This is a genomic window from Streptomyces pseudovenezuelae, from assembly GCF_001513955.1.
Classification (GTDB): domain Bacteria; phylum Actinomycetota; class Actinomycetes; order Streptomycetales; family Streptomycetaceae; genus Streptomyces; species Streptomyces pseudovenezuelae.
The window spans coordinates 178,683-201,392 of sequence record NZ_KQ948153.1 but is presented as its reverse complement, the minus strand read 5'-3'; the positions used below and the strand labels follow the sequence as shown (position 1 = coordinate 201,392).

17 protein-coding genes and 2 pseudogenes are annotated in these 22,710 nt (G+C 70.2%); 9 read left to right on the top strand and 10 right to left on the bottom strand.

The window, feature by feature from the left end; genetic code table 11:
- Positions 1–23: 23 nt before the first annotated feature.
- From AQI94_RS37605 to AQI94_RS37595, 3 genes are all read left to right on the top strand, one after another.
- On the top strand, positions 24–1,055 hold the full coding sequence (locus AQI94_RS37605) for a P1 family peptidase (RefSeq protein WP_031050700.1): 1,032 nt from the start codon (positions 24–26) through the stop codon (positions 1,053–1,055).
- Between the two features lie 244 nt (positions 1,056–1,299).
- On the top strand, positions 1,300–2,526 hold the full coding sequence (locus AQI94_RS37600; protein WP_031050697.1) for a L,D-transpeptidase: 1,227 nt from the start codon (positions 1,300–1,302) through the stop codon (positions 2,524–2,526).
- A gap of 177 nt (positions 2,527–2,703) precedes the next feature.
- The gene (locus AQI94_RS37595) at positions 2,704–3,450 is read left to right on the top strand and encodes a DUF6227 family protein (protein ID WP_031050692.1); all 747 of its coding nucleotides are present in this window, start codon (positions 2,704–2,706) and stop codon (positions 3,448–3,450) included.
- An 18-nt stretch (positions 3,451–3,468) separates the two neighbouring features.
- On the opposite strand, the gene AQI94_RS37590 is transcribed toward AQI94_RS37595, so the two are convergent.
- From AQI94_RS37590 to AQI94_RS37575, 4 genes are all read right to left on the bottom strand, one after another.
- Positions 3,469–3,723 carry a hypothetical protein gene (locus AQI94_RS37590; RefSeq protein ID WP_031050688.1) on the bottom strand — a complete coding sequence of 85 codons (255 nt, stop codon included), beginning with the start codon at positions 3,721–3,723 and terminating at the stop codon, positions 3,469–3,471.
- A gap of 99 nt (positions 3,724–3,822) precedes the next feature.
- Positions 3,823–5,871: a PTS fructose transporter subunit IIABC gene (locus AQI94_RS37585; RefSeq protein ID WP_062230180.1), complete on the bottom strand. Its 2,049-nt coding sequence runs from the start codon at positions 5,869–5,871 to the stop codon at positions 3,823–3,825.
- A gap of 171 nt (positions 5,872–6,042) precedes the next feature.
- Positions 6,043–6,990: a 1-phosphofructokinase gene (gene pfkB, locus AQI94_RS37580; protein WP_031046311.1), complete on the bottom strand. Its 948-nt coding sequence runs from the start codon at positions 6,988–6,990 to the stop codon at positions 6,043–6,045.
- Positions 6,987–7,748 carry a DeoR/GlpR family DNA-binding transcription regulator gene (locus tag AQI94_RS37575; RefSeq protein ID WP_031046314.1) on the bottom strand — a complete coding sequence of 254 codons (762 nt, stop codon included), beginning with the start codon at positions 7,746–7,748 and terminating at the stop codon, positions 6,987–6,989. Before AQI94_RS37575 ends, pfkB begins: the two co-directional genes overlap by 4 nt.
- 215 nt (positions 7,749–7,963) lie before the next feature.
- Between AQI94_RS37575 and AQI94_RS37570 the strand changes: the two genes are divergently transcribed.
- Together AQI94_RS37570 and fxsT are read left to right on the top strand one after the other, a co-directional pair.
- Positions 7,964–8,845 carry a toll/interleukin-1 receptor domain-containing protein gene (locus tag AQI94_RS37570; RefSeq protein ID WP_199814329.1) on the top strand — a complete coding sequence of 294 codons (882 nt, stop codon included), beginning with the start codon at positions 7,964–7,966 and terminating at the stop codon, positions 8,843–8,845.
- A 49-nt stretch (positions 8,846–8,894) separates the two neighbouring features.
- Positions 8,895–10,847, top strand: a pseudogene (gene fxsT, locus AQI94_RS43640) (FxSxx-COOH system tetratricopeptide repeat protein); the annotation flags it as partial.
- A gap of 183 nt (positions 10,848–11,030) precedes the next feature.
- On the opposite strand, the pseudogene AQI94_RS46350 reads toward fxsT, so the two are convergent.
- Together AQI94_RS46350 and AQI94_RS37560 are read right to left on the bottom strand one after the other, a co-directional pair.
- Positions 11,031–11,489, bottom strand: a pseudogene (locus AQI94_RS46350) (aKG-HExxH-type peptide beta-hydroxylase); the annotation flags it as partial.
- A 1,084-nt stretch (positions 11,490–12,573) separates the two neighbouring features.
- A complete protein-coding gene (locus AQI94_RS37560; protein ID WP_031046321.1) occupies positions 12,574–14,118 on the bottom strand; it encodes an MFS transporter in 1,545 nt (514 codons plus the stop codon).
- A gap of 62 nt (positions 14,119–14,180) precedes the next feature.
- On the opposite strand from AQI94_RS37560, the gene AQI94_RS37555 reads away from it, so the two are divergent.
- On the top strand, positions 14,181–15,152 hold the full coding sequence (locus tag AQI94_RS37555; RefSeq protein ID WP_031046323.1) for a helix-turn-helix transcriptional regulator: 972 nt from the start codon (positions 14,181–14,183) through the stop codon (positions 15,150–15,152).
- A 349-nt stretch (positions 15,153–15,501) separates the two neighbouring features.
- Here AQI94_RS37555 and AQI94_RS37550 read toward each other — a convergent pair whose 3' ends face one another.
- Positions 15,502–16,500 carry a sigma-70 family RNA polymerase sigma factor gene (locus AQI94_RS37550; protein ID WP_031046325.1) on the bottom strand — a complete coding sequence of 333 codons (999 nt, stop codon included), beginning with the start codon at positions 16,498–16,500 and terminating at the stop codon, positions 15,502–15,504.
- Between the two features lie 193 nt (positions 16,501–16,693).
- Between AQI94_RS37550 and AQI94_RS37545 the strand changes: the two genes are divergently transcribed.
- Complete coding sequence (locus tag AQI94_RS37545) at positions 16,694–17,224, top strand: GNAT family N-acetyltransferase (RefSeq protein WP_031046328.1); 531 nt, start codon at positions 16,694–16,696, stop codon at positions 17,222–17,224.
- 18 nt (positions 17,225–17,242) lie between these two features.
- Here the strand turns inward: AQI94_RS37545 and AQI94_RS37540 are convergent, their stop codons facing one another.
- A complete protein-coding gene (locus tag AQI94_RS37540; protein WP_031046330.1) occupies positions 17,243–18,034 on the bottom strand; it encodes a dioxygenase family protein in 792 nt (263 codons plus the stop codon).
- A 119-nt stretch (positions 18,035–18,153) separates the two neighbouring features.
- Between AQI94_RS37540 and AQI94_RS37535 the strand changes: the two genes are divergently transcribed.
- Positions 18,154–18,663 carry a MarR family winged helix-turn-helix transcriptional regulator gene (locus tag AQI94_RS37535; protein ID WP_031046332.1) on the top strand — a complete coding sequence of 170 codons (510 nt, stop codon included), beginning with the start codon at positions 18,154–18,156 and terminating at the stop codon, positions 18,661–18,663.
- 105 nt (positions 18,664–18,768) lie between these two features.
- Here AQI94_RS37535 and AQI94_RS37530 read toward each other — a convergent pair whose 3' ends face one another.
- Positions 18,769–20,310, bottom strand: a complete 1,542-nt coding sequence (locus tag AQI94_RS37530; protein ID WP_031046333.1) for an MFS transporter — start codon at positions 20,308–20,310, stop codon at positions 18,769–18,771.
- A gap of 134 nt (positions 20,311–20,444) precedes the next feature.
- Entirely contained in the window at positions 20,445–21,083 is a 639-nt protein-coding gene (locus tag AQI94_RS37525) for a TetR/AcrR family transcriptional regulator (RefSeq protein ID WP_031046336.1), read from the bottom strand.
- 253 nt (positions 21,084–21,336) lie between these two features.
- On the opposite strand from AQI94_RS37525, the gene AQI94_RS37520 reads away from it, so the two are divergent.
- Positions 21,337–22,614, top strand: a complete 1,278-nt coding sequence (locus AQI94_RS37520) for a M6 family metalloprotease domain-containing protein (RefSeq protein WP_051832252.1) — start codon at positions 21,337–21,339, stop codon at positions 22,612–22,614.
- Positions 22,615–22,710 lie beyond the last annotated feature (96 nt).

Below are 22,710 nucleotides of genomic sequence, written 5' to 3'. Positions count from 1 at the left end.
GGCGTCTGGACGAGACTGGTCCCATGACAGTTGACGCTCTGACGGATGTCGCCGGGGTGCGCGTGGGGCATGCGACGCGCACCGGCGGCGGTTGGCTCACCGGCACCACCGTGGTGCTCGCCCCGGAGGGCGGGGCCGTCGCCGCGGTGGACGTGCGCGGCGGAGGTCCCGGCACCAAGGAGACCGACGCGCTCGACCCGCGCAACCTGGTGCAGAAGGTCGAGGCGATCGTGCTGACCGGGGGCAGCGCGTACGGGCTGGACGCGGCCTCCGGGGTGATGGCCTGGCTGGAGGAGCGGGGGCGGGGCGTGCGGGTCGGGCCGGACCCCTCCCATGTGGTGCCGGTCGTGCCGGCCGCCTGTGTCTTCGATCTCGGTCGGGGCGGCGACTTCCGGGCCCGCCCGGACGCGGCGACCGGTCGGGCCGCCGTGGAGGCCGCGGCGGCGAGTGCCTTCGGTGCGGAGGTGCCGGAGGGCTGTGTGGGGGCGGGTACCGGAGCCGCGGTCGGGGAGATGAAGGGCGGGGTGGGAACGGCGAGTGTCGTCCTCCCCTCGGGGATCACCGTGGCGGCCCTGGTGGTGGCCAACGCGGCGGGGGCGGTGGCTGATCCGGAGACGGGGGTGCTGTACGGGGAGTTGTTCCAGCGGCGGGTGCGGTATCCGCAGGAGGGGGTGCATGAGGCCGCGCGCCGGCGGCTCGCGGAGACCGCGGCGAGGAACACGGCGCCTCCGCTGAACACCACGCTCGCCGTGGTGGCCACCGACGCGGACCTGTCGAAGGCCCAGGCCCAGAAGGTGGCGGGAACCGCCCACGACGGCATCGCGCGAGCCGTGCGGCCGGTGCACCTGCTGCACGACGGCGACACGGTGTTCGCCCTGGCCACGGGGGCGCGGCCGCTCGACAGCGAGGATCCGCTCGCCCTCAACTCCGTGCTCGCCGCGGCCGCGGACATGGTCACGCGCGCGATCGTGCGGGCGGTGCGGGCGGCGGAGTCGGTGGAGGGGCCGGGTGGCACATGGCCGGCCTACCGGGAGTTGTACGGAGCCGGGGCGTGATGCCCGTGCGGCTCGGGCAGGGAGTGGGCCAGGGGCCACCAGGGGCTGCCGCGCCCGCCCGGCGATCGCTCCCGGCACCGGTGTCGGCGTCCACCCCGCCCCCGGGCGAACCCGCAGTCTTCTGTCCGGGTTCTGTCACATGCGGGCATTCGTCGCGCTCTCGGGGAACCCGGTCGGGGACCGGGTCCCTCTTTCTTCACGGAGTGGAGCGGACAACGCATCTCACATGAGTCTGGAGCATCCCGTGACAACGCCGGACATAGCAGCGCGGCGCGCACTGGGGGCCTGTGCCGTCCTGATGGTCGGCGCCCTCACCCTCACCGCGTGCGGTGGCGACTCCGACGGCAGGAGTGAAGGCAAGGGCGGCAAGGACCCCGCGAAGACGTCCGCGGCGGAGATCGCCATCTCCGCCAGGAACGGTTCGACGGGCGCGTCGATCAACAGGACCGGCGTGAAGGTCAGCGACGGCACGCTGACCGGCGTGAGGATGACGGTGGCGGGCACGGGGCAGGAAGTGCCGGGGTCGCTGGCCGCGGGCGGCGCGAGCTGGAAGCCGAAGGAGCAGCTGGAGCGCGGGACGAAGTACGAGATAGCCGCGACGGCGAAGGACTCGGACGGCAAGGCCGCGACCGCGAAGTCGGTGTTCACGACCGTCTCGAAGGCGAACAGCTTCATCGGGACGTACACGCCGGACAACGGGACGACGGTCGGTGTGGGGATGCCGGTGTCGTTCACTTTCGACAAGGCGATCAGCGACAAGAAGGCCGTGCAGTCGCACATCACCGTGAGCTCCAGCAGCGGGCAGCAGGTGGTCGGGCACTGGTTCGGGACGCAGCGGCTCGACTTCCGGCCCGAGGAGTACTGGAAGGCCGGCTCCGAGGTCACGCTGAAGATCGACCTGGACGGGGTCAAGGGCGCCGACGGCGTCACCGGCGTGCAGGAGAAGGCCGTCCGCTTCACGGTCGGGCGCTCGCAGGTGTCCACGGTGGACGCCGACACGCAGACCATGAAGGTCGTGCGGGACGGGCGGACCGTGAAGTCGGTGCCGATCTCGACGGGCAGCCCCGAGTTCACCACGTACAACGGGCAGATGGTGATCTCCGAGAAGTACAAGAAGATCCGGATGGACAGCCGGACGGTCGCGCTGGCCAACGCGTACGACATTCCCGATGTCCCGGACGCCATGCGGCTGACGCAGTCGGGGACCTTCATCCACGGCAACTACTGGTACAACAAGGGCAATCCGCCCTTCGGGAACACCGCCACCAGCCACGGCTGCGTCGGCCTGCGGGACGTCAAGGGCGGACAGGCCGACACCCCGGCCAAGTGGTTCTACGACAACTCACTGGTCGGGGACGTGGTGATCGTGAAGAACTCCCCCGACAAGACGGTGACGCCCGACAACGGGCTGAACGGCTGGAACATGTCGTGGAACGAGTGGGTGGCGGGAAGCGCCGCCGGCACCTCCTGATCACCGCAAGCCCCCTGCGACCGGGGGTTCTTGACGGATCGTCGGGCCGCGTGGGAATTTCCCGCGCGGCCCGCCCGTTTTCCCGGCGTACGTTTTCTCGGTTCCCGGACATGATGTCCGACCGAGGGGCTACGGTATGCACCCACAAGGTGACATGCAGCAACGCCGGGAGAAACCTTGAGCGTTCCGTACGAGACGGCAGCGTACGAACCACCCGAGTCGCCCGAGTCTCCGGAGGAGCACCTCGCGCGGCTCCTCGGTCGTGCCCTGAACTCCTTCGAGCTGCCCGACGAGACGATCCGGCGACTGGACTGCGCGCTGGCGTACGACAGTTCGCTGCACTCGGCGCACCACAGCGCGGGCCTGCACCGGGAGACGTACCGGCACACGTGGCTGATCGCCGACGGCTCGGCGCTGACCCTGTGGGAACTCGTGCACAACACCGCGCGGGACAGCGCCGCGCAGCACGAGGTGTACGTCGACGAGGAGGAGTTGCAGGCGGCGACCGCGCGGCTGCCGCTGCCGCCGGACACCCCGGACTTCGAGCTGCCGGTGACGGTGCAGCTCTCGCCCGTGCACCCGCCGCGGCACGCCTACCTCCCGGACGACTCGGCGGACCACGCGCGCCGGCTGCTGCGCCGCGCGGAGAACGCGGACCGGCCGGGCCCGGAGACGGCCGCACTGCTGGCGCAGGCGTTCGCGCACCAGATCACGCAGGCGTTCGGGCGCCCGTGCCGGGCGGGGCGCGCCGGGCTGGGCTTCTCGCTGTACGAGCACGCGTTCCTGCTGCGCGACGGGGCGGAGATCTCCCTGTGGGAGGTCGAGCACACGGTGACGCCCGACGGGCGGCACATGTGCGAGGTGTACGCCACCGAGGACGCGGCCCGCGACGCCATGGAGCGGCGCGCGGCCCGGGTCTCCTGAGCGTGCCGGCGGCTGCGCTCAGCGGCCGCCGCTGAGCTGTCGTACCAGACCCGCGAACGCGTCCTTCTCCGCCGGTGTCAGTTCGACGGACTCATGGCCCGGTGCGGCCCGGCGGGGGCGTGGGAGGGCGGGCAGACCGTGGGCGACGCGCCACACGACGGCCTCGTGGCGGCCGTGGCGCAGCATGTAGGCCAACCCCGCAGTCCAGGCGAAGACCACCAGGACGAGCAGGGTCACACCAAGCAACTGGTAGACGGAGACATGCTCAGGCATGCGGTCCAGTAGACACCACGGTCCGGGACTTTGGCCCCGGACCGTGACGTATCTCGCAGGTGCCGTGAACACCTCACAGCAGCCCCAAAGGGGCAGGTTCTACGCGGCGACCGGCTGCTTGGCCTCCGCCTGGGCGGTGGGCGCCGCGGCGGGCGCCGTCCCCGCGGCCGGCTTGCGCATGCTCTTCAGGACGATCACCAGCGCGGTCGTGACGCACACGCCCGCCGCGATGGCGATCAGGTAGAGGAACGGGCTGCCGATCAGCGGGACCACGAAGATGCCGCCGTGCGGGGCGCGCAGGGTGGCGCCGAAGGCCATCGACAGGGCGCCGGTGACCGCGCCGCCCGCCATCGAGGCCGGGATGACCCGCAGCGGGTCGGCCGCCGCGAAGGGGATCGCGCCCTCGGAGATGAAGGACGCGCCCAGGACCCAGGCGGCCTTGCCGTTCTCGCGCTCGGTCGGCGTGAAGAGCTTCTTGCGGACGGTGGTGGCCAGCGCCATGCCCAGCGGCGGGACCATGCCCGCGGCCATCACCGCGGCCATGACCTTCATCGCGGAGTCGCTCGGGTCCTGCACGGCGATGCCGGCGGTGGCGAAGGCGTACGCGACCTTGTTGACCGGGCCTCCGAGGTCGAAGCACATCATCAGGCCGAGGAGGACGCCGAGCAGGATGGCGTTGGTGCCGGAGAGGCCGTTGAGCCAGTCCGTCATGCCCTTCTGTGCCTCGGCGATGGGCTTGCCGATCACGACGAACATCAGGAAGCCGACGATCAGCGAGGAGATCAGCGGGATCACCACCACCGGCATGATGCCGCGCAGCACCGGTGGGATCTTGATCCGCTGGATCGAGAGGACCACGGCACCCGCCAGCAGACCGGCGACCAGACCGCCGAGGAAGCCCGCGGCGATGTTGGAGGCGATCATTCCGCCGACGAAGCCGGGGACGAGACCGGGGCGGTCCGCCATGCCGTAGGCGATGTATCCGGCGAGGACCGGGATCAGGAAGCCGAAGGCGACCTGGCCGATCTGGAACAGCAGGGCGCCCCAGCTGTCGATCTCGGTCCAGGAGAAGTGCTTCATGACCGAGGGCGCGCTCGCGATCTGCCAGCCGCCGATCGCGAAGCCGAGGGCGAGCAGCAGACCGCCCGCGGCGACGAACGGGACCATGTAACTCACGCCGGTCATCAGCCACTTGCGGAGCTTGGTGCCGTAGCTGTCGCCGGACTCGCCGGCCCGCTCGACCGGTGTTCCCGCGCCCGCGCCGGCGCCCGCCGTCACCTCGCCGCGCTCGGCCTTCCCGCGGACCTCGGTGATGAGTTCGGCGGCGCGGTTGATGCCCGCCTTCACACCGACGTCGACGGTGGGCTTGCCGGCGAAGCGGTCCTTGTCGCGTACCGGGACGTCGTGCGCGAAGATCACGCCGTCCGCCGCCGCGATGGCCGCCGGGTCGAGCCGGGTGAAGCCCGCGGAGCCCTGGGTCTCGACGACGAGTTCGACGCCCGCCTCGCGGCCGGCGTTCTCCAGCGACTCGGCCGCCATGTAGGTGTGGGCGATACCGGTCGGGCAGGAGGTGACGGCGACGATCCGGAAGGGGGCCCCGGGAGCGTCGGGAGCGGTAGGGGCCGTTGCGGCATCGGCGGAGGCCGCCGCCGATGCCGCAACGGAGTCATCGGTGGCGCCCGCGGTGGCCTCGTCGGCCGCCGGCGCCTCGTCGCCGCGGATCAGCGCCGCCGCGCTGCCCGCGTCGCCCGCGGACCGCAGCGCGTCCGTGAACTCGGTGTTCATCAGCTGCCGCGCGAGGGAGGACAGGATCGTCAGGTGGGCGTCGTCCGCGCCGGCCGGGGCGGCGATCAGGAAGATCAGGTCGGCGGGTCCGTCCGGCGCGCCGAAGTCGATCCCGGCGGCGCTGCGCCCGAAGGCGAGCGTCGGCTCGGTGACGTGTTCACTGCGGCAGTGCGGGATGCCGATGCCGCCGTCGAGGCCGGTCGGCATCTGGGCCTCGCGGGCGGCCACATCGGCGAGGAAGCCCTCCAGGTCGGTCACCCGGCCCTGGGCGGCCATGCGCTCGGCGAGGGCTCGGGCCGCCGCTTCCTTGGTGTCGGCGGACAGGTCGAGATCGACCAGGTCCGCGGTGATCATGTCGCTCATCGCGGGCTCCTTCGCACGCGTATCGCCCGGGGGGTGGGGTGGGCGTAAGGGGTGGGGACGGGGGTGGTGCGGTGGGGTTCTCGGGGAGGGTGGCGGCGGGGAGTAACAGCGCCTGCGCGGCCGTGGCGAGGTCGCGAGGGACCGCCGTACCGGACACCGCGGTCGGGCCGCTCATGACACCGGCTCCTTCAGCACCCGGTCCACCGGCACCTCGGCCGTGACCGTCACCGCGGCCGGGTCCAGATCGTCCGGCGTCGGCATGACACTGCCGGGCAGCTGGACGGCCGCCGCGCCGTGCGCGACCGCGGAGGCGAGGGCACCGGGGCCGTTGCCGCCGGCGATCAGGAAGCCGGCCAGCGAGGAATCGCCGGCGCCGACATTGCTGCGTACGACCTCCACGCGCGCGCTGCCGAACCAGGCGCCCGAGCCGTCCACGAGCAGCTGCCCGTCGGCGCCCAGGCTCGCGAGGACCGCCCGCGCACCCATCTCCCGCAGCTCCTCGGCCGCCTTCACCGCGTCGCCCACGGTGGCCAGGGGGCGCCCGACGGCCTCCGCGAGCTCCTCGGCGTTGGGCTTGACCACGTCGGGCCGTTCGCGCAGCGCCTCCAGGAGCGCGGGCCCCGAGGCGTCCAGCGCGATCCGCGCGCCACCGGCGTGCGCCCGCGCCACCACCTCGGCGTACCAGGAGGGCGCGAGGCCCCGGGGCAGGCTTCCGCAGCACGCGATCCACGCGGCGTCGCGCGACTGCGTGCGGACGGTCTCCAGCAACAGCTCCTGCTCGGCGGCCGACAGTTCGGGGCCCGGCGCGTTGATCTTCGTGAGCACTCCGTCGGACTCGGCGAGCGCGATGTTCGACCGGGTGGCTCCGGCGACCGGCACCGGCGCGACCTCGATGCCCTGGGCGTCGAGCAGGTCGGCGACGAGGGCCCCCGGCGCCCCGCCCAGGGGCAGGACCGCGACCGTGCGCTGCCCGGCGGCCGTGACGGCCCGCGAGACGTTGACGCCCTTGCCGCCGGGATCCATGCGTTCACCGGTGGCGCGGATGACCTCGCCGCGCTCCAGGGACGGGACCTCGTACGTACGGTCCAGGGACGGGTTCGGGGTGACGGTGAGGATCATGCGCGCACTACTTCCGTGCCGCCACGCTCGATGGCGACGGCGTCTTCGGGGCTCAGCCCGCTGTCGGTGATCAGCAGGTCCACGTCGCTCAGGTCACCGAAGCGGGCGAAGTGCTCCTGGCCGTGCTTGGCGGAGTCGGCGAGCAGCACCACGCGGCGGGCGGCGGCGATCGCCGCCCGCTTGACCGCGGCCTCGGCGAGGTCGGGGGTGGTCAGGCCGTGCTCGGCGGAGAAGCCGTTGGCCGCCACGAAGAGGACGTCGGCCCGGATCTCGCCGTACGCCCGCAGCGCCCAGGCGTCGACGGCGGCGCGCGTACGGTGCCGTACGCGCCCTCCGACGAGGTGGAGCTGGATGCCGGGGTGATCGGCGAGGCGGGCCGCGATCGGCAGGCTGTGCGTGACGACGGTGAGCGAGGCCTCCAGCGGCACGGCGGCGGCGAGGCGGGCCACGGTCGTACCGGCGTCGAGGATCAGGGTGCCCTCGGCCGGCAGTTCGGCGAGGGCCGCCTTGGCGATGTGGTCCTTCTCGTCGGCCGCGGTCGTCTCGCGCTCGGCGAGGTCCGGCTCGAAGTCGAGGCGCCCGGCCGGGATGGCCCCGCCGTGCACCCGGCGCAGCAGCCCCGCGCGGTCGAGGGCCTTCAGGTCGCGCCGGATGGTCTCGGCGGTGACCTGGAACTCCTCGGCCAGCGAGACGACATCCACCCGCCCGCCGTCGCGGGCGAGCCGGAGGATCTCCTGCTGTCGCTCCGGTGCGTACATGTCCGCTCACCTCCGACTGATGCCCGAACGTGTGGTTTCAGTCGGGAGGCTACGCCCGGATTTCCGGAAAGTAAACAGGTTCGGACGTGGCGCAGACATAAACGGGCATCACAAGGGGGATCCTTCGAGCGAGGGGGGGACCTCACCCTCCTGACTCAACGTCACATGCTGCGTACCCTGGGATACGGGTTGGTGCTCTCGGCCGGGGGGGTGTCGTGGACACGGACGACAAGAGCATGCACGCCGGACCTGTCGGTCACTGGCAGACGGAGATGGTGGAAGCCGTCCTCACGTCACACACGTTCACCGACGACGACTCCCGGCATCTGCTGGCCTGGCTGGTCGGTGAGACTCTCGGGCGTCCGTTACCACTCTCCAGCCAGGCCACCACCGTGATCCAGTGCATGGAGTTCATCCACGCCTGCGATCGACAGCCCGGCGGTCTGCAGACGTTCGTCGGTGTCCTGGACGTGCTCGAACCCGGCTCCCCGGCGGTACGGGCCGTGCGTGAACTGATGAGACAGCGGGAAGCCGAGTGCGGTGCGATCCCGCCCGAGAAGTGCGCGTCCGCGGACAGCACGTTCGACAGCACAGCACTCCAGGGCGACGCTGCCGAAGGAGAGCCACCACACCCACCACACCCGGACGGTCAGGACCGCAGGGACTTCTTCATCTCCTATACGGCGGCCGACCGCCGCTGGGCGGTATGGATCGCATGGGAACTGGAAGAGGCCGGCTACGGCGCGCTCGTCCAGGAGTGGGACTTCGTGCCTGGCAGCAACTGGCAGATGGGCATGGAACGAGGCGTCTCGGAGTGTGACCGCACCATCGCCGTACTGTCTCCCGCCTACCTGAGGTCGGTCTACGGCCGCCAGGAGTGGCAGGCGGCCCAAGGCGCCGACCCGACGGGCTTCGCGCGCAGACTCGTGCCCGTACGCGTAGCCCCTTGCGCACCACGGGGTCTACTGGCCGCAGTGGTGTTCATCGACTTGGTGGGGCTCACCGGTGACCGGGCCCGGGAACGCCTGCTGGAAGGCATCGGCGGAGCACGCGACGGACGTGCCAAACCATCCGCGCGACCACGTTTCCCAGGCTGATCGAACACCGGGGCACGCTCCTGCGGCCCCGAATCACCGGCAGAGAAGGATGCGTCGGATGGCACAGGAACCTCCGGACGCCGGGCGGGGACGGCGCTCCAGGAAATCCCCCACGATCTGGGGCAACATCCCGCCCCGCAACCCCAATTTCACGGGGCGCGAGGAACTCCTCACCCAGTTGCATCACCATCTGCTCCAGGAAGGAACCGCAGCGGTCCTGCCGCACACGCTGCATGGCATGGGCGGTGTCGGTAAGACCACACTCGCTGTCGAGTACATCTACCAACGGCAGCACGAGTACGACGTGGTGTGGTGGATCCCCGCCGAACGCACCGCGCAGATATCGCAGTCGCTGGCGGAGCTCGCCCTCCGCCTGGGGATCGACTTCAACGGCGGCGCCCCCGACGTCAACTCGATCGTCGTAGCTGTTCTGGAGTCCCTGCGCACCGGCGTGCCGTACGTCGACTGGCTGCTGGTCTTCGACAATGCCGAAAGCCCGGATGCCGTAAGCCAGTTCCTCCCCGCCTCAGGTACCGGCAATGTGCTGATCACCTCCCGCAACCCGCAGTGGGCCGCCCTCGCCCGCCCGCTGGAGGTCGATGTCTTCCAGCGCGAGGAGAGCAAGAGTCTGCTGAAAGTCCGAGGCCGGGAGATCGACGACGAGAACGCCGACCGACTCGCGGAAGCACTCGGCGATCTCCCCATGGCCATCGAGCAGGCGGCCGCCTGGCACGCCGAGACCGGTATGCGGGTGGAGGAGTATCTGCGGCTCCTCGACGAGAAGCAGATCGACCTGTTGCAGGGCACGGCTCCCACGGACGGAGGTCACCCCGCGATCGCGGCGTGGAACATCTCGCTGGACGAACTCGAGAGCAGGAACCCCGCCGCGTACCAGCTGTTGCAGGTGTGCTCGTGCTACGCGCCCGAGCCGATCTCCCGCTCCTTGTTCACCCCCCGGTCGTGCGAGGCGATCTCCCCGGAGTTGGACGCCGTTCTGGGTGATCCCATCCGGCTGGGCCAGGCGATCAGGGAGGTGGGCCGCTACTCGCTTGCCCGGTTCCACCATCATGCCAACTCCCTTCAGATGCACCGCCTGGTACGGGCGGCCCTTCAGCTCCGGATGACCGAGGACGACCAGGCCGTCATACGGCGCGGCGCGCACCTTCTGCTGGCGGCAAGCGACCCGAACGACCCTGGGAACACCGCGTGTTGGCCGCGGTACGCGAAGCTCTACCCCCACGTCATCGTCTCCGGCGCGGTGAGTTCCGCGGAGAGCCAGGTCCGCGGCCTGGTGGTCAACGAGACCATCTATCTGTTGCGCTGGGGTGACTACGAGACAGGGCATGATCTGGCGCACACCGCGCACGAGGCCTGGGCCCGGACTCTCGGCATGGACCACCCGCACACCCTGCAGATCGCCCGCTGGCAAGGATTTCTGCTGTTCAGCCTGGGCCGGTATCAAGAGGCCGCGGAGCTGAACGCGAACGTCTTGGAGGCCTACCGCAGGTCAGCGGGCCCCGAACACCAGGACACTGTGGACGCGTTGGGCAACGTCGCACTCGACCACCGGGTACGCGGAGATTTCACCGAGGCTCTAAGGCTCTCGGACTCCGTGCACCAGAAGTACCTCCGACTGCTCGGTCCCGACGACCCGGAGACCCTGCGGGCCGCCTACAACCTCGCCGTGAGCCTCCGGCTGACCGGCGACTTCGCACAGGCCCGGCTCTTGGACGAGCAGACCTGGCGCAGCTATACGCTTGTCTACGGGCACAATCGCGTCGAATCACTGCGCACCTGGTTCGGTCTCGCCCTCGACATGCGTGAACTCGGCGAGTACAGCGCGGCACTCATCCGCCACCGGGAGATCTACGAGCAGGCCATTGAGCTGGTGGGACGCGACAACCCACTCACTCTCTCCGTCCTGCGATACCTCTCCGTCGCCCTGCGCCAGGCCGGGCTCCACGCGGAGGCACTGTCCACGGCGGAGCGGGCTCACGCGGACCTCGTCCGGTACACGCCGGTGGTGAGCGCACCAGGCGGCACGGTGGTGGCTTGTCGCGAGGCCGGCGAGACGTTCTTCACGTCGCCCCACCCGCGTCTCCCACCAGGACGCGCTCTGCTCGACGAGGGCCCGCACAACATCATGGCCGGGCTGAGTCAGCTTGGGGTCGTCACAATCCACGTCGCCGCTCAAAGTGTCGAGCACCTCGCGTACGACATTCCGGCCCCAGGCGAACTCGAATCCCGCAAGGCCCTCGACACCGCGTTCACACCAGAACTGCGTGACCCCGGAGAAGGCGTAGGCCCCGTGCAGCAGTCCCGCCCAGGGCCGGGGGTCGTCCCGCCACGGCGCGTAGTACCGGGCATCGGAGTGTTCGCCGCGCGACGTGAAGAGCCGTGCGGGCAAGTCGAGTCCATGCAGAAGGGTGTGTCGGAACTCATGCACCACAGTGGCCCCGAGTTGCGCCGGAAGAACATTCTCGTCGTCATCGGGTGCGGACAGCAGAACACAGCCGAACGTGCTGCTCTGCGAGGCCGAGCGAGGGCGCAGCCGCTCACCACGGGGCAGAGGTACGACATGACACAGGCCTGCGGAAAGAGCGTGGGCGGTGGCCGGGTGGTCCTCGACCAGCTGACGCCACATGCGGTCCAACCACCGCCGCCAGTCCTCGACCTGACCGGCGGTGAGACGCCCCTCTGTGCCCACACCGGGCACCACCGGTCGCGGGCCCAGATCATCGAGGGCGACTGCGAGAGCGACGCCACGGTGGGCAACGCGCACCCGGCGCAGACCATGCCATCCCGGAGCGTCGTCCTCCCACTTCTCGGGCAGGGTGACCGCAGTCTGATCCGACGTGATGGTCACCGTGCCGTCATGTGCGTGCACCTCTGCCCGGCCGCAGGTGTCACCACCGAAGAAGGCCCGCCCCAGCCCCGGGAGAAACACCTCTCCCCGAGAAACCAGCACCGGCGCCCGGAAATTCACCCCGGTCCGGATCGCCACGGCGGCCGCCACCTGCCACATGAACTCCAGTTCCTCCCACAGCGGAGTCCCACCCGCGAGACGTGCGTGCTCCGGCCGCTTCCCTGCCAGCCTGCGCACGAGTCGCACCAGCCACAGAGTCGTCTGCGGATCGAGGAGTGTGGTGCGGAGGGCAGCCTGGCCCGGACGGTCCGACGCCAGAACACTTGCCAACAGCCGCTGGGCTCCCATCACATCGGCTGCGACGTAGTCCACGAGTCCGACAGCGAGGTCACAGACGTAGGGCAGCAGCAGCAAGCGCCAATGCAACTGCGCCTCCAGCATGAGCAGGACCGCTCGCTTGTCCTGAGCTGTGGACGCCAGCGCATGAAGAAGGTCAAGAAGGGTCTGTTGGTGCACGGGCACGACTTTCCTGGCTGCAACGGAGAGGACGCGCGCCGCACCCTACTTGCAGTTGCCCATGAGAACGTCACAACCCACGCGAGCCGGACGTCACTTCCTAACTTCCCTGGGTGCCTGCCACCGTGGACAGCGGGTTGTCCAGCCATTCCACGGTCCGGCCAAGCAGTTCTTTCCACTCCGCACGGTCCAGAGCGGCCACGGATGACAGAGTGAGCTCGCCGAAGGGCGGAACCAGCCCCTCAATGGCGAGTTCGTGGTACGAGAGTTCCATGGGGCTCAGGGTAGCGGTGTGCAACGGCGATGCCCGCCCAAGACACCTGTCTGGACGGGCACTTCACCTGGGTCAGGCGACAGGCACGGGCTCTCGACGCTCAGTGCTCGAACTTCCGTCGCTGTCGAACTCCGGTTCCTGCCCCTCCGCGTGCAGCACCGGCCGCTTCGGCAGCGCGAACATCAGCAGGAAGATCACGCCCATCACCGCCGCGACCCACCCGAGCGCGTACTGGAAGGCGTCCACGAAGGCCGGACCCACCTGCTCGGGCCCGAGGTCGTCCCCGATGACCCCGAAGAACACCACCGACACCAGCCCGAGCCCCAGCGCGTTGCCCATCTGCTGCACGGTGTTGATGAGTCCGGACGCCGACCCGGCGTGCTCCTTCGGCACCTCCGACAGCACCGCGTCGGTGAGCGGCGCGACGATCAGCCCCATGCCCACGCCCATCACGACCAGCGGCAACGCCATCTGCCAGGAGCTGATCGACATGCCGTACCGCTCGGCCTCCCAGAGGTAGAGCAGCACACCGACGGCCAACAGCAGCGCACCGGCCTGGAGCACCCCGCGTCCGAACCGCGGCACGAGCTTCTGCACCGACAGCCCCGCCGCCGTGGAGACCGCGAGCGAGAACGGCACCCCGGTCAGCCCCGCCCGCAGCGGGCTCCAGCCCAGACCGGTCTGCATGTACAGCGTCCACACCAGGAAGAAGATGCCGAGCCCGACCCCGAACACGGTCTGCACCGCGATCCCGGCCGCGAAGCTCTTCACCTTGAACAGCGACAGCTCGACCAGCGGCGACCCGTCCCGCGCGGCCTTGCGCCTCTCGTACGCCACCAGCCCCGCGAACACGAGGGGCGCGCCGGCCATCGACACGTATCCCCACAGCGGCCAGTCCAGCTCCTCGCCGCGGGTCAGCGGGTAGAGCAGCATCAGCAGACCGAGCACGACCATGGCCACGCCCACCAGGTCCAGCTTCAGCGCCCGCGGGGCCTTGGACTCGGTGATGAAGCGGCTGCCGAGCACGAGCCCCATGATCCCGACCGGCAGGTTGATGAGGAAGATCGGCCGCCACTCCAGCCCGAAGAGGTTCCACTCGGTCAGCAGCGCCCCGAGCAGCGGACCGGACACGGCCCCCAGCCCCACGACCGCGCCGAACAGCCCGAACACCTTGCCCCGCTCGTGCGCCGGGAAGGTCGCGTGCACGATCGACAGGACCTGCGGCACCATCATCGCCGCCATGGCACCCTGCAGGATCCGGGCCGCCACCAGCATGTCCGGGTTCGCGGCGAAGCCGCACAGCGCCGACGCGAGCGTGAACCCGCCGATGCCGACGAGGAACAGCCGCTTGCGCCCGTGGATGTCACCGAGCCGCCCCCCGGTGATCAGCCCCGCGGCGAAGGCGAGGGCATAGCCGGCGGTGATCCACTGGATGTGGCTGACGGAGGCACCGGAGTCCTGCCGGATGGAGGGAATGGCGATGTTGACGATCGTGACGTCGACGAGGTCCATGAAGGCCGCGGTCATCACGATGGCGAGAGCGAACCAGCGACGCCGGTCGGCCGCGGCGGACGGTACGTCGGGGATGCCCGAAAGGGAGGTCTCGGTGGAGGTCATGTCCTGAACCTATGACCCCATTAGGTCAGATCGTGTCCTACTTCTACGGCATTCTCGCACTCATGACGACGGACACTCCGGCACGGCTCCTGACGCTCCTGTCCCTTCTCCAGACGCCCCGTGAATGGCCCGGCGGTGAGCTCGCCGACCGGCTGGGGGTCTCCCGCCGCACGGTCCGGCGGGACATCGACCGGCTGCGCGAACTGGGCTATCCCGTCGAGGCGTCCAAGGGCTCCGACGGCGGCTACCGGCTCGTCGCGGGCAAGGCCATGCCCCCGCTCGTCCTCGACGACGAGGAGGCGGTGGCCATCGCGGTCGGACTGCGGGCGGGGGCGGGGCACGCGGTCGAGGGGGTGGACGAGGCCTCCGTACGGGCGCTGGCGAAACTGGAGCAGGTCCTGCCCTCCCGGCTGCGGCACCGCGTGTCCACCCTCCAGGCCGCGACGACTCCGCTGACCAGCGGGGACGGGGCGAGCATCCCGACCGAGACCCTGACGGTGATGGCGTCCACGGTGGCCGGCCACGAACGCCTGCGCTTCGCCTACCGCGCGAAGGACGGCGCCGAGTCACGCCGGGTGGTGGAGCCGTACCGGCTGGTCTCCACCGGTCAGCGCTGGTACCTCATCGCCTACGACCTCGACCGCGACGACTGGCGGACCTTCCGGGTCGACCGGGTCGACGACCCCTTCGCCACGGGGGCCCGGTTCACGCCGCGGGAGTTGCCGACGGGGAGTGCGGCGGAGTACCTGCGGCAGTCGATGTACCGCCGTCAGGAGACGTACGAGCTGGTCGTGACCTTCGAGGCGGAGGTGTCGGTGGTCGGGCCCCGGGTGCCGGGATGGATGGGGGTGCCGGAGCCCCTGGGTGCGGGACGGTGCCGGTTGCGGGCGACGGTGGGGGATGCCGTGGACTGGATGGCGGTACGGCTGGCGATGACGGGGGTGGAGTTCCGGGTGCAGGAGCCGCCGGAACTCGTTGACGTGGTGCGGGAGCTGGGGAGACGACTGGTACGGGCGGCAGGGGAAGGCGCCTGAGGCATCCCCGTCGATGTGACAGAATCTCCCCTTCGGTGGGTCACCCCGTGGTTCAGGTACGGGGTGACCCACCGTTGCGCTGTTCCGGGGCGTAAAAAGAGCCGGACCCCGGCGCCCGGGGGGGGTGGGCGCCGAAGTCCGGCTCGGGGAGAGTCCCGGCGCCGGGGGGGATTGCGTCGGGACTTGGTTCAGGAGGGTCCGATGGGCCCGGTGGGTCCGACAGCACGACCTCCGGGACTCGAACAGGTGGACCCTGAAGTCTTGTGCCCAGGGTCCAGCCGGTTAAGCGACCTAGTACAGCCATGTTTACGCGGTCTTTCGCCACCCGGCGCACGCGGGCACACCCCGACTACGCCGCCGCGTCGAACCCGGTGGACCGCGCCAGCTTCTTCAGCTCCAGCAGGGCGTGCTTCTCGATCTGCCGGATCCGCTCACGGGTGAGTCCGTGCTCCTTGCCGACCTCGGTCAGGGTGCGCTCGCGCCCGTCCTCGATGCCGTACCGCATCTTGATGATGGACGCGGTGCGCTGGTCGAGGCGGCCGATGAGGTCGTCCAGTTCCTCGCTGCGCAGCAGTGTCAGCACCGACTGCTCCGGCGAGACCGCGGAGGTGTCCTCCAGGAGGTCGCCGAACTGGGTGTCACCGTCGTCGTCCACCGACATGTTCAGCGACACCGGGTCGCGGGCCCAGTCCAGGACGTCGACCACGCGCTCGGGGTTGGAGCCGAGCTCGGCGGCGATCTCCGCGGGCTCCGGGTCGCGGCCGTGCTCGCGGTTGAACTCGCGCTGCACACGGCGGATGCGGCCCAGCTCCTCCACCAGGTGGACGGGCAGCCGGATGGTGCGGGACTGGTCGGCGATGGAGCGGGTGATGGCCTGACGGATCCACCAGGTCGCGTACGTCGAGAACTTGAAGCCCTTGCGGTAGTCGAACTTCTCGACCGCGCGCACCAGGCCGGCGTTGCCCTCCTGGATCAGGTCGAGCAGGGGCAGTCCGCTGCGGGGGTAGCGGCGGGCCACGGCGACGACCAGGCGGAGGTTGGAGCGGATGAACACGTCCTTGGCGCGCTCGCTCTCCTCCACCAACGCCTCCAGCTCCTCGCGGGTGGCGTCCGCCTTGGCCTCCTCGAACCCGTCGAGGACCTGTCGGGCGAACACACCCGCCTCGATGATCTGGGACAGCTCGACTTCCTTGGCGGCGTCGAGCAGCGGCGTACGCGCGATCTCGTCGAGGTACATGCCGACCAGGTCGCGGTCGGCGATCTCGCCGCCATGGACGCGAACACTGCGTGCCGCGTCGGTAGACCCGCCGGTGGCGGACTTACGACGGGCGACGGCACGGGTTGCCATGCGTGCTCCCTTGCGATGTTGGGTCAGCGGGTGGTCCTTCGGACGTAAGGTCCCGGCTCCGGTTGCTTCCCGGACTCTCCTCGGGTGCCCTGCATCCGATGGAAACAACGACTGGAAACCGGACAGAATTCCCAAGGCGTGCCGCTATTTTTCTGATCTTGCAGTATCCTGTCCGGCCACACGAGGAGGCGTGATGCCGTCGGAGCGTACAGAGGTGCAGGTCAGGCGGGGAGCCGAAAGCGACCTCGGGGCCCTCACCGACATCTACAACCACTACGTTCGTGAGACGCCCATCACATTCGACACCGCCGTCTTCACCCCGGAAGAACGCCGCCCTTGGCTGCTCTCCCACCCTGAAGACGGCCCGTACCGCCTGATGGTTGCCACCGACACGGAGCCGACAGGAACCTCACAGCGGGTTCTCGGGTACGCCACTTCCAGCCCCTTTCGCGCGAAGCCCGCGTACGCGACCTCCGTGGAGGTCACCGTCTACCTCGCCCCGGACGCGGGCGGCCGGGGTATCGGCACCCTCCTCTACAAGGCCCTCTTCGAGGCCCTGGCGGGCGAGGACCTGCATCGCGCCTACGCGGGCATCGCCCAGCCGAACGAGGCGTCCACGCGGCTGCACGAGCGCTTCGGGTTCCGGTACGTCGGCACGTACCGGGAGGTGGGCCGGAAGTTCGGCCGCTACTGGGACGTGGCCTGGTACGAGAAAGACCTCTAGCAGCCCCGCGCGGGGACGTCAGCCGAACTGCACCGACCGCTTGGCCATGCCCAGCCAGAAGCCGTCGATCACGGACTTCTGCGTGTCCAGCTCACCGCTCACGTCCGCCGCGCCCATGGTGACGAAGAGAGGCGCGAAGTGCTCGGTGCGCGGATGGGCGTAGCGCCCCGCCGGGGCCTTGTCGAGGAAGTCCAGCAGGGAGTCCACGTCCCGCGCCTCCAGCGCGCGGCGGCCCCAGTCGTCGAACTCCGAGGACCAGGTGGGCACTCCCGAGCCGGTGTGCCGCAGGGCGGCGAGGTTGTGGGTGAAGAAGCCGGAGCCGACGATCAGGACGCCCTCGTCGCGCAGGGGGGCCAGCTTGCGGCCGATGTCCATCAGCTTGACCGGGTCGAGGGTCGGCATGGAGATCTGCAGGACGGGGATGTCGGCCTCGGGGAACATCTCGACGAGGGGGACGTACGCGCCGTGGTCGAGTCCGCGGTCCGGGACGTCCTGCACGGGGACCCCGGGGGCGCGCAGCAACTTACGCACCGAATCGGCGAGTTCGGGCGCGCCGGGGGCTGCGTACGTCACCTTGTAGTAGTGCTCGGGGAAGCCCCAGAAGTCGTAGACGAGCGGGACGGTCCGTATCGCGCCGAGGGCGAGGGGGGCCTCCTCCCAGTGGGCGGAGACCATGAGGATCGCCTTGGGGCGGGGCAGGCCGGCGGACCAGGCGGCGAGCTGGCCGGGCCAGATCGGGTCGTCGGCGAGCGGCGGGGCACCGTGACTCAGATAGAGGGCGGGCATGCGCTCCAGCGTGTCGGCGGACATGGCGGGGACTCCTCCGGTACTTCCGATGCACTAAGTGCTTCAAATTTAAACCTTCTTACGGTATGACTGTACGCCGCATTTGTTTAAGCTTCAAGGAGAGAGCTCGTAGAGTGGGATACATGAACACGGCATCCGTCCCCGACGAGGAGCCCCGGTGGCTCGACGACGAAGAGCAGCGCATCTGGCGTTCCTATGTGCACGCCACGACCCTCCTGGAGGATCACCTCGACCGCCAGCTCCAGCGGGACGCCGGCATGCCGCACATCTACTACGGACTGCTCGTGGGCCTCGCCGAGTCCCCGGACCGGCGGCTGCGGATGACCGAGCTGGCCATGAAGGCGAAGATCACCCGGTCCCGGCTCTCACACGCGATCGCCCGGCTGGAGCGCAACGGCTGGGTGCGCCGTGAGGACTGCCCCGACGACAAGCGCGGCCAGTTCGCGGTGCTCACCGACCCGGGCCTGGAGATGCTGAAGGGCGCCGCGCCCGGCCATGTGCGGGCCGTGCGCAACGCCCTCTTCGACCGGCTCACCCCGGAGCAGCAGAAGTCCCTCGGCGAGATCATGCGGATCGTCGCCGAGGGACTCCAGCCGGACGAGGCGGGCGCGGATCTGCCCTGGCTCCGCTGAGCCGCTCACTCAGGGGGCCAGGGCAGTTCCTGGGGTGGTACGTACGGGGCGTCCCCTTCCCCGTACGTACGTGGTTCTCGAAGGGGTACGACCGACCGGTCGCCGTCAGTGGGCGACGACCGGGATCGCCAGCTCCTCCTCGGCGCCCTCTCCGGACCCGGCCACCGCGGCGGTGTCCGTGCGGCCGGCGTTGACGAGGGTCACGACGATCACGGCGGCGAGCACCAGCATGCCGACGGCGAACCAGATCGCGTTGGTGTAGCCGTGCACCTGGCCCTCCAGCGCCACCAGCTGCGCCTGCGACTTGGAGGTCGCGGAGCCGATGTGGTCGGCGATGTAGGAGGTCGTGGCCGAGGCGGCGATCGTGTTCAGCAGGGCCGTACCGATCGCACCGCCGACCTGCTGCGAGGTGTTGACCATCGCGGAGGCGACACCGGCGTCACGGGGCTCGACGCCCAGGGTGGCCAGGGACATGGCGGGCATGAACGCCGTACCCATGCCGAGACCGAGCAGCAGCATGGCGGGCAGGATCGTCGAGGCGTACGACGAACCGATCTCCAGCTGGGTCATGAGGAGCATGCCGACCGCGGCGACCAGGAAGCCGGGGCCCATCAGCAGCCGCGCCGGGACACGGGTCATCAGGCGGGCACCGATCTGGGTCGAGCCGACCATCATGCCGACGATCATCGGCATGAACGCGAAGCCGGTCTTGATCGGCGTGAAGCCCTTCACGATCTGCAGGTAGTAGGTCAGGAACAGGAAGGTGCCGAACATCGCGATGATCGCGATACCGAGCGAGAGGTAGATCCCGCCGCGGTTGCGGTCGGTGATGACGCGCAGCGGCAGCAGCGGGGCCTTGGTCCTGGCCTCGGTGACGACGAAGGCGATCAGCAGGACGGCCGACGCGACGAACATGCCGACGGTCACCGAGTCGCCCCAGCCGTCGGACTCGGCGCGGGTGAAGCCGTAGACCAGCGCGACCAGGCCCAGGGTGGACAGCAGGACGCCGGGGATGTCGAGCGGGTTGCGGTTGCGGCCGCCCTCGGGCTCACGGATGACGAAGTACGCGCCGAGCGCGGCGACGATCGCGAACGGGATGTTCACGAAGAAGGTCCAGCGCCAGTCCATGTACTCGGTCAGCACACCACCGAGGATGAAGCCCACGGCGCCGCCGCCACCGGCGATCGCGCCGTAGATGCCGAAGGCCTTGGCGCGCTCCTTGGCGTCCGTGAACATCACGGCCAGCAGGGACAGCGCGGCGGGCGCGAGCAGGGCGCCGAAGACGCCCTGGAGGGCACGGGCGCCGAACATCATGGCGCCGGAGGTGGCGGCACCGCCGAGCGCGGAGGCCGCGGCGAAGCCGATCAGGCCGACGACGAAGGCGCGCTTGCGGCCCCACAGGTCGGCGATCCGGCCGCCGAAGAGCAGGAGTCCACCGAAGGCGAGGGCGTAGGCCGTGACGACCCACTGGCGGTTGCCGTCGGTTATGCCCAGGTCGGCCTGGGCGGAGGGCAGGGCGATGTTCACGATGGTCGCGTCCAGCACGACCATCAGCTGGGCGAGCGCGATGAAGACGAGCGCTTTCCAGCGGTTGGCGTCACCGGACACGGCCGGTGCTCCGGGAGCCTTTGCGGCTGTTGCAGACATGGGGGTACCCACTTCGGGACTTCGGAACGGAAAAGAGTGACGAAAGGGGACGGTCCGTCGTCGGTGACGGCCGGTCGAAAGTCGTTGTAGAGACTGTGCTCGCGCTCTGAACTAATCGGTTCTCGTCGGTCGGATCAGGCCTGGCGGAGGTCCTCCATGGTCAGGGCCGCGCCCGGCAGCACGGAGCGGGCCGGGGCCCGCAGTCCGTCCAGGAACAGCTGAAGGGTGCGGTGCACGAACCCGTCGAGGGTGAGGCAGCCGGTACCGGCCGGGGGCCGGCACAGCTGGGCCACGGCGACCAGCAGGTCGCCGACGCTCACGTCGCCGCGAAGCTGACCGGCGGCCTTGGCCCGGTCCATGAGCTGCTCGACGAGCTGCTCGATGCGTTCGCGTGCGGCCACCAGGTCGGGGTGGTACTGGTCGAAGGTGCCCTGGATCATCGGGCACAGTGCCGTGATCCGCTCGTCGGCGGAGGCGTGCACGAAGCGCTCCAGAGCGCCGAAGGCATCCCCGGTCTGCGCGAGCGCGAGCTCGGCCGCCTCGGACGTCCGGTCCATGACGGAGCAGACGACCTCACGGACGAGCGCGTCGCGGTCGGGGAAGTTGCGGTACACCGTGGCGTTGCCGACGCCGGCCCGGCGGGCGATCTCGTCGAGCGGCACGTCGGGGCCGAACTCGGTGAACATCTCGCTGGCGGCGGTGACGATCCGCTCGCGGTTGCGCAGGGCGTCGGCGCGGGGCGCCTTGCGCTGCACGGAGAGAGCGGTCTGCACGGTGGTCTCCTCGGTTGGCAGGGTGAGGGCGATCCGGGGATTCGTTCCCCGTTTCGCTCGGACACAGGTCTAAACGGGGAGACGCTCCCCGGTTATTTCGGGTTGAGGAGAAATTATGTTGTGACCTGAGTCACACATCCGCGATACCCACGTTCGGTCTCCTCCAGCGCGCGTGCGCCCCTGGCCCAGCACAGGGTGAGCGAAGAGGAGCAGCCTTCCGACCAGCGGCTGCCGCGCTCCGAAGGGTGCTCGCATGCCGTGGACCAGACGTCGCATACGCCCGCGCCGCGCGGCCGCCCTCGCGTCCGTGACCGCGCTGACCCTCGCGGTCAGCACCTCGGCCGGCACCGAACGCCTCGTCCCCGGGACCACGACCGCCGGCCCGACCGCCGTGGCCCGCTCGGACACCCACGGCGCCTGTCAGATCAGCGGCGGCCCGGCCGTCCAGATGTCCGAGGGGCTGCCCACGCCCGGCGGCTACTCCCGCTCCACCGGCACCGTCCGCGCCCTCACCCTGATGATCGACTTCTCCGACGCACCCGGCTCCGGCAGCGCCCGGAGCCGCTTCCACGAGTTCTTCCCGCAGACCCAGGACTGGTTCCGCACCAGTTCCTACGGCCGTCTCGACTACCGCCCCGAGGCCCCGATCACCGACTGGCTGCGGATGCCGAAGTCCTTCCGGGCCTACGGCATAGAGCGCGGCGCCCCCTTCGACCCCGGCTACCGCCGGCTCGTCCAGGACATCGTGGCCGCCGCCGACCCCAAAGTGGACTTCCGGGAGTACGACTTCCTGAACGTCCTGGTGACCCCGAACGCCGGCCCCTCCGCCCTCGACACGGTCCTGTCGGTGACCTTCGCGGGCAACACCGACGCCCCGGTCGCCGACGGCGTCCCCGTCGCCAACGCCTCCTTCGTCTACTCCCGCCAGGACGACGGCTCCGGGTCCTTCCCGCAGACCGGCTACCGCGTCCTGCCCCACGAGAACGGCCATGTCTTCGGCCTGCCCGACCTGTACACCCAGAACGGCGGGGGCGCGGTCGGCCACTGGGACATCATGAGCGAGGACTGGGGCGCCAACAACGACCTCCTCGGCTGGCACAAGTGGAAGCTCGGCTGGCTGGACGCGGCCCAGGTCCACTGCGTCACGGCGCCCGGGACCTCGGAGTACACGCTGACCCCGCTGGCCCGGTCCGGTCCGGGCACCAAGCTCCTCTTCGTCCCGCTCGGCGGCCGCACCGGCTACGCGGTCGAGCTGCGCACCCGCGAGGGCAACGACGAGGCGGTGTGCCGGCCGGGTGTCCTCGTCTACCGGGTCGACGCGGACGTGGACACCGGGCGGGGCCCGGTACGCGTGTACGACGCCCGGCGCAACAGCGGCGGCTGCACCCGCAGCCCCAACGTCCACGCAGAACTCTCCGACGCCCCGTTCACAGCCGGCGAGGAGTTCCGTGACCCGGCCAGGGACATCCGGGTGCGGGTACTGGGGGCGGACGGGGACGGCGACTACCGGGTGGGGGTGACTCGGGGGTAGGGGTGGGTGGGGGGCCGGGCCCGGGGGGAGGCTGCGGGAGTGGGGGAGTCTGCGGGGCTGTGGCTCTTCGGGGGGCTGGGGAAGGCCGCGGGGGCC

Bases quoted from the DNA above. Each gene is read 5' to 3' on its own strand.
- AQI94_RS37590 (WP_031050688.1), bottom strand. From the start codon at position 3,723: ATGCCTGAGCATGTCTCCGTCTACCAGTTGCTTGGTGTGACCCTGCTC.
- AQI94_RS37530 (WP_031046333.1), bottom strand. From the start codon at position 20,310: ATGTCTGCAACAGCCGCAAAGGCTCCCGGAGCACCGGCCGTGTCCGGT.
- pfkB (WP_031046311.1), bottom strand. From the start codon at position 6,990: ATGATCCTCACCGTCACCCCGAACCCGTCCCTGGACCGTACGTACGAG.
- AQI94_RS37585 (WP_062230180.1), bottom strand. From the start codon at position 5,871: ATGAGCGACATGATCACCGCGGACCTGGTCGATCTCGACCTGTCCGCC.
- AQI94_RS37520 (WP_051832252.1), top strand. From the start codon at position 21,337: ATGCCGTGGACCAGACGTCGCATACGCCCGCGCCGCGCGGCCGCCCTC.
- AQI94_RS37535 (WP_031046332.1), top strand. From the start codon at position 18,154: ATGAACACGGCATCCGTCCCCGACGAGGAGCCCCGGTGGCTCGACGAC.
- AQI94_RS37550 (WP_031046325.1), bottom strand. From the start codon at position 16,500: ATGGCAACCCGTGCCGTCGCCCGTCGTAAGTCCGCCACCGGCGGGTCT.
- AQI94_RS37555 (WP_031046323.1), top strand. From the start codon at position 14,181: ATGACGACGGACACTCCGGCACGGCTCCTGACGCTCCTGTCCCTTCTC.
- AQI94_RS37575 (WP_031046314.1), bottom strand. From the start codon at position 7,748: ATGTACGCACCGGAGCGACAGCAGGAGATCCTCCGGCTCGCCCGCGAC.
- AQI94_RS37605 (WP_031050700.1), top strand. From the start codon at position 24: ATGACAGTTGACGCTCTGACGGATGTCGCCGGGGTGCGCGTGGGGCAT.
- AQI94_RS37560 (WP_031046321.1), bottom strand. From the start codon at position 14,118: ATGACCTCCACCGAGACCTCCCTTTCGGGCATCCCCGACGTACCGTCC.
- AQI94_RS37540 (WP_031046330.1), bottom strand. From the start codon at position 18,034: ATGTCCGCCGACACGCTGGAGCGCATGCCCGCCCTCTATCTGAGTCAC.
- AQI94_RS37545 (WP_031046328.1), top strand. From the start codon at position 16,694: ATGCCGTCGGAGCGTACAGAGGTGCAGGTCAGGCGGGGAGCCGAAAGC.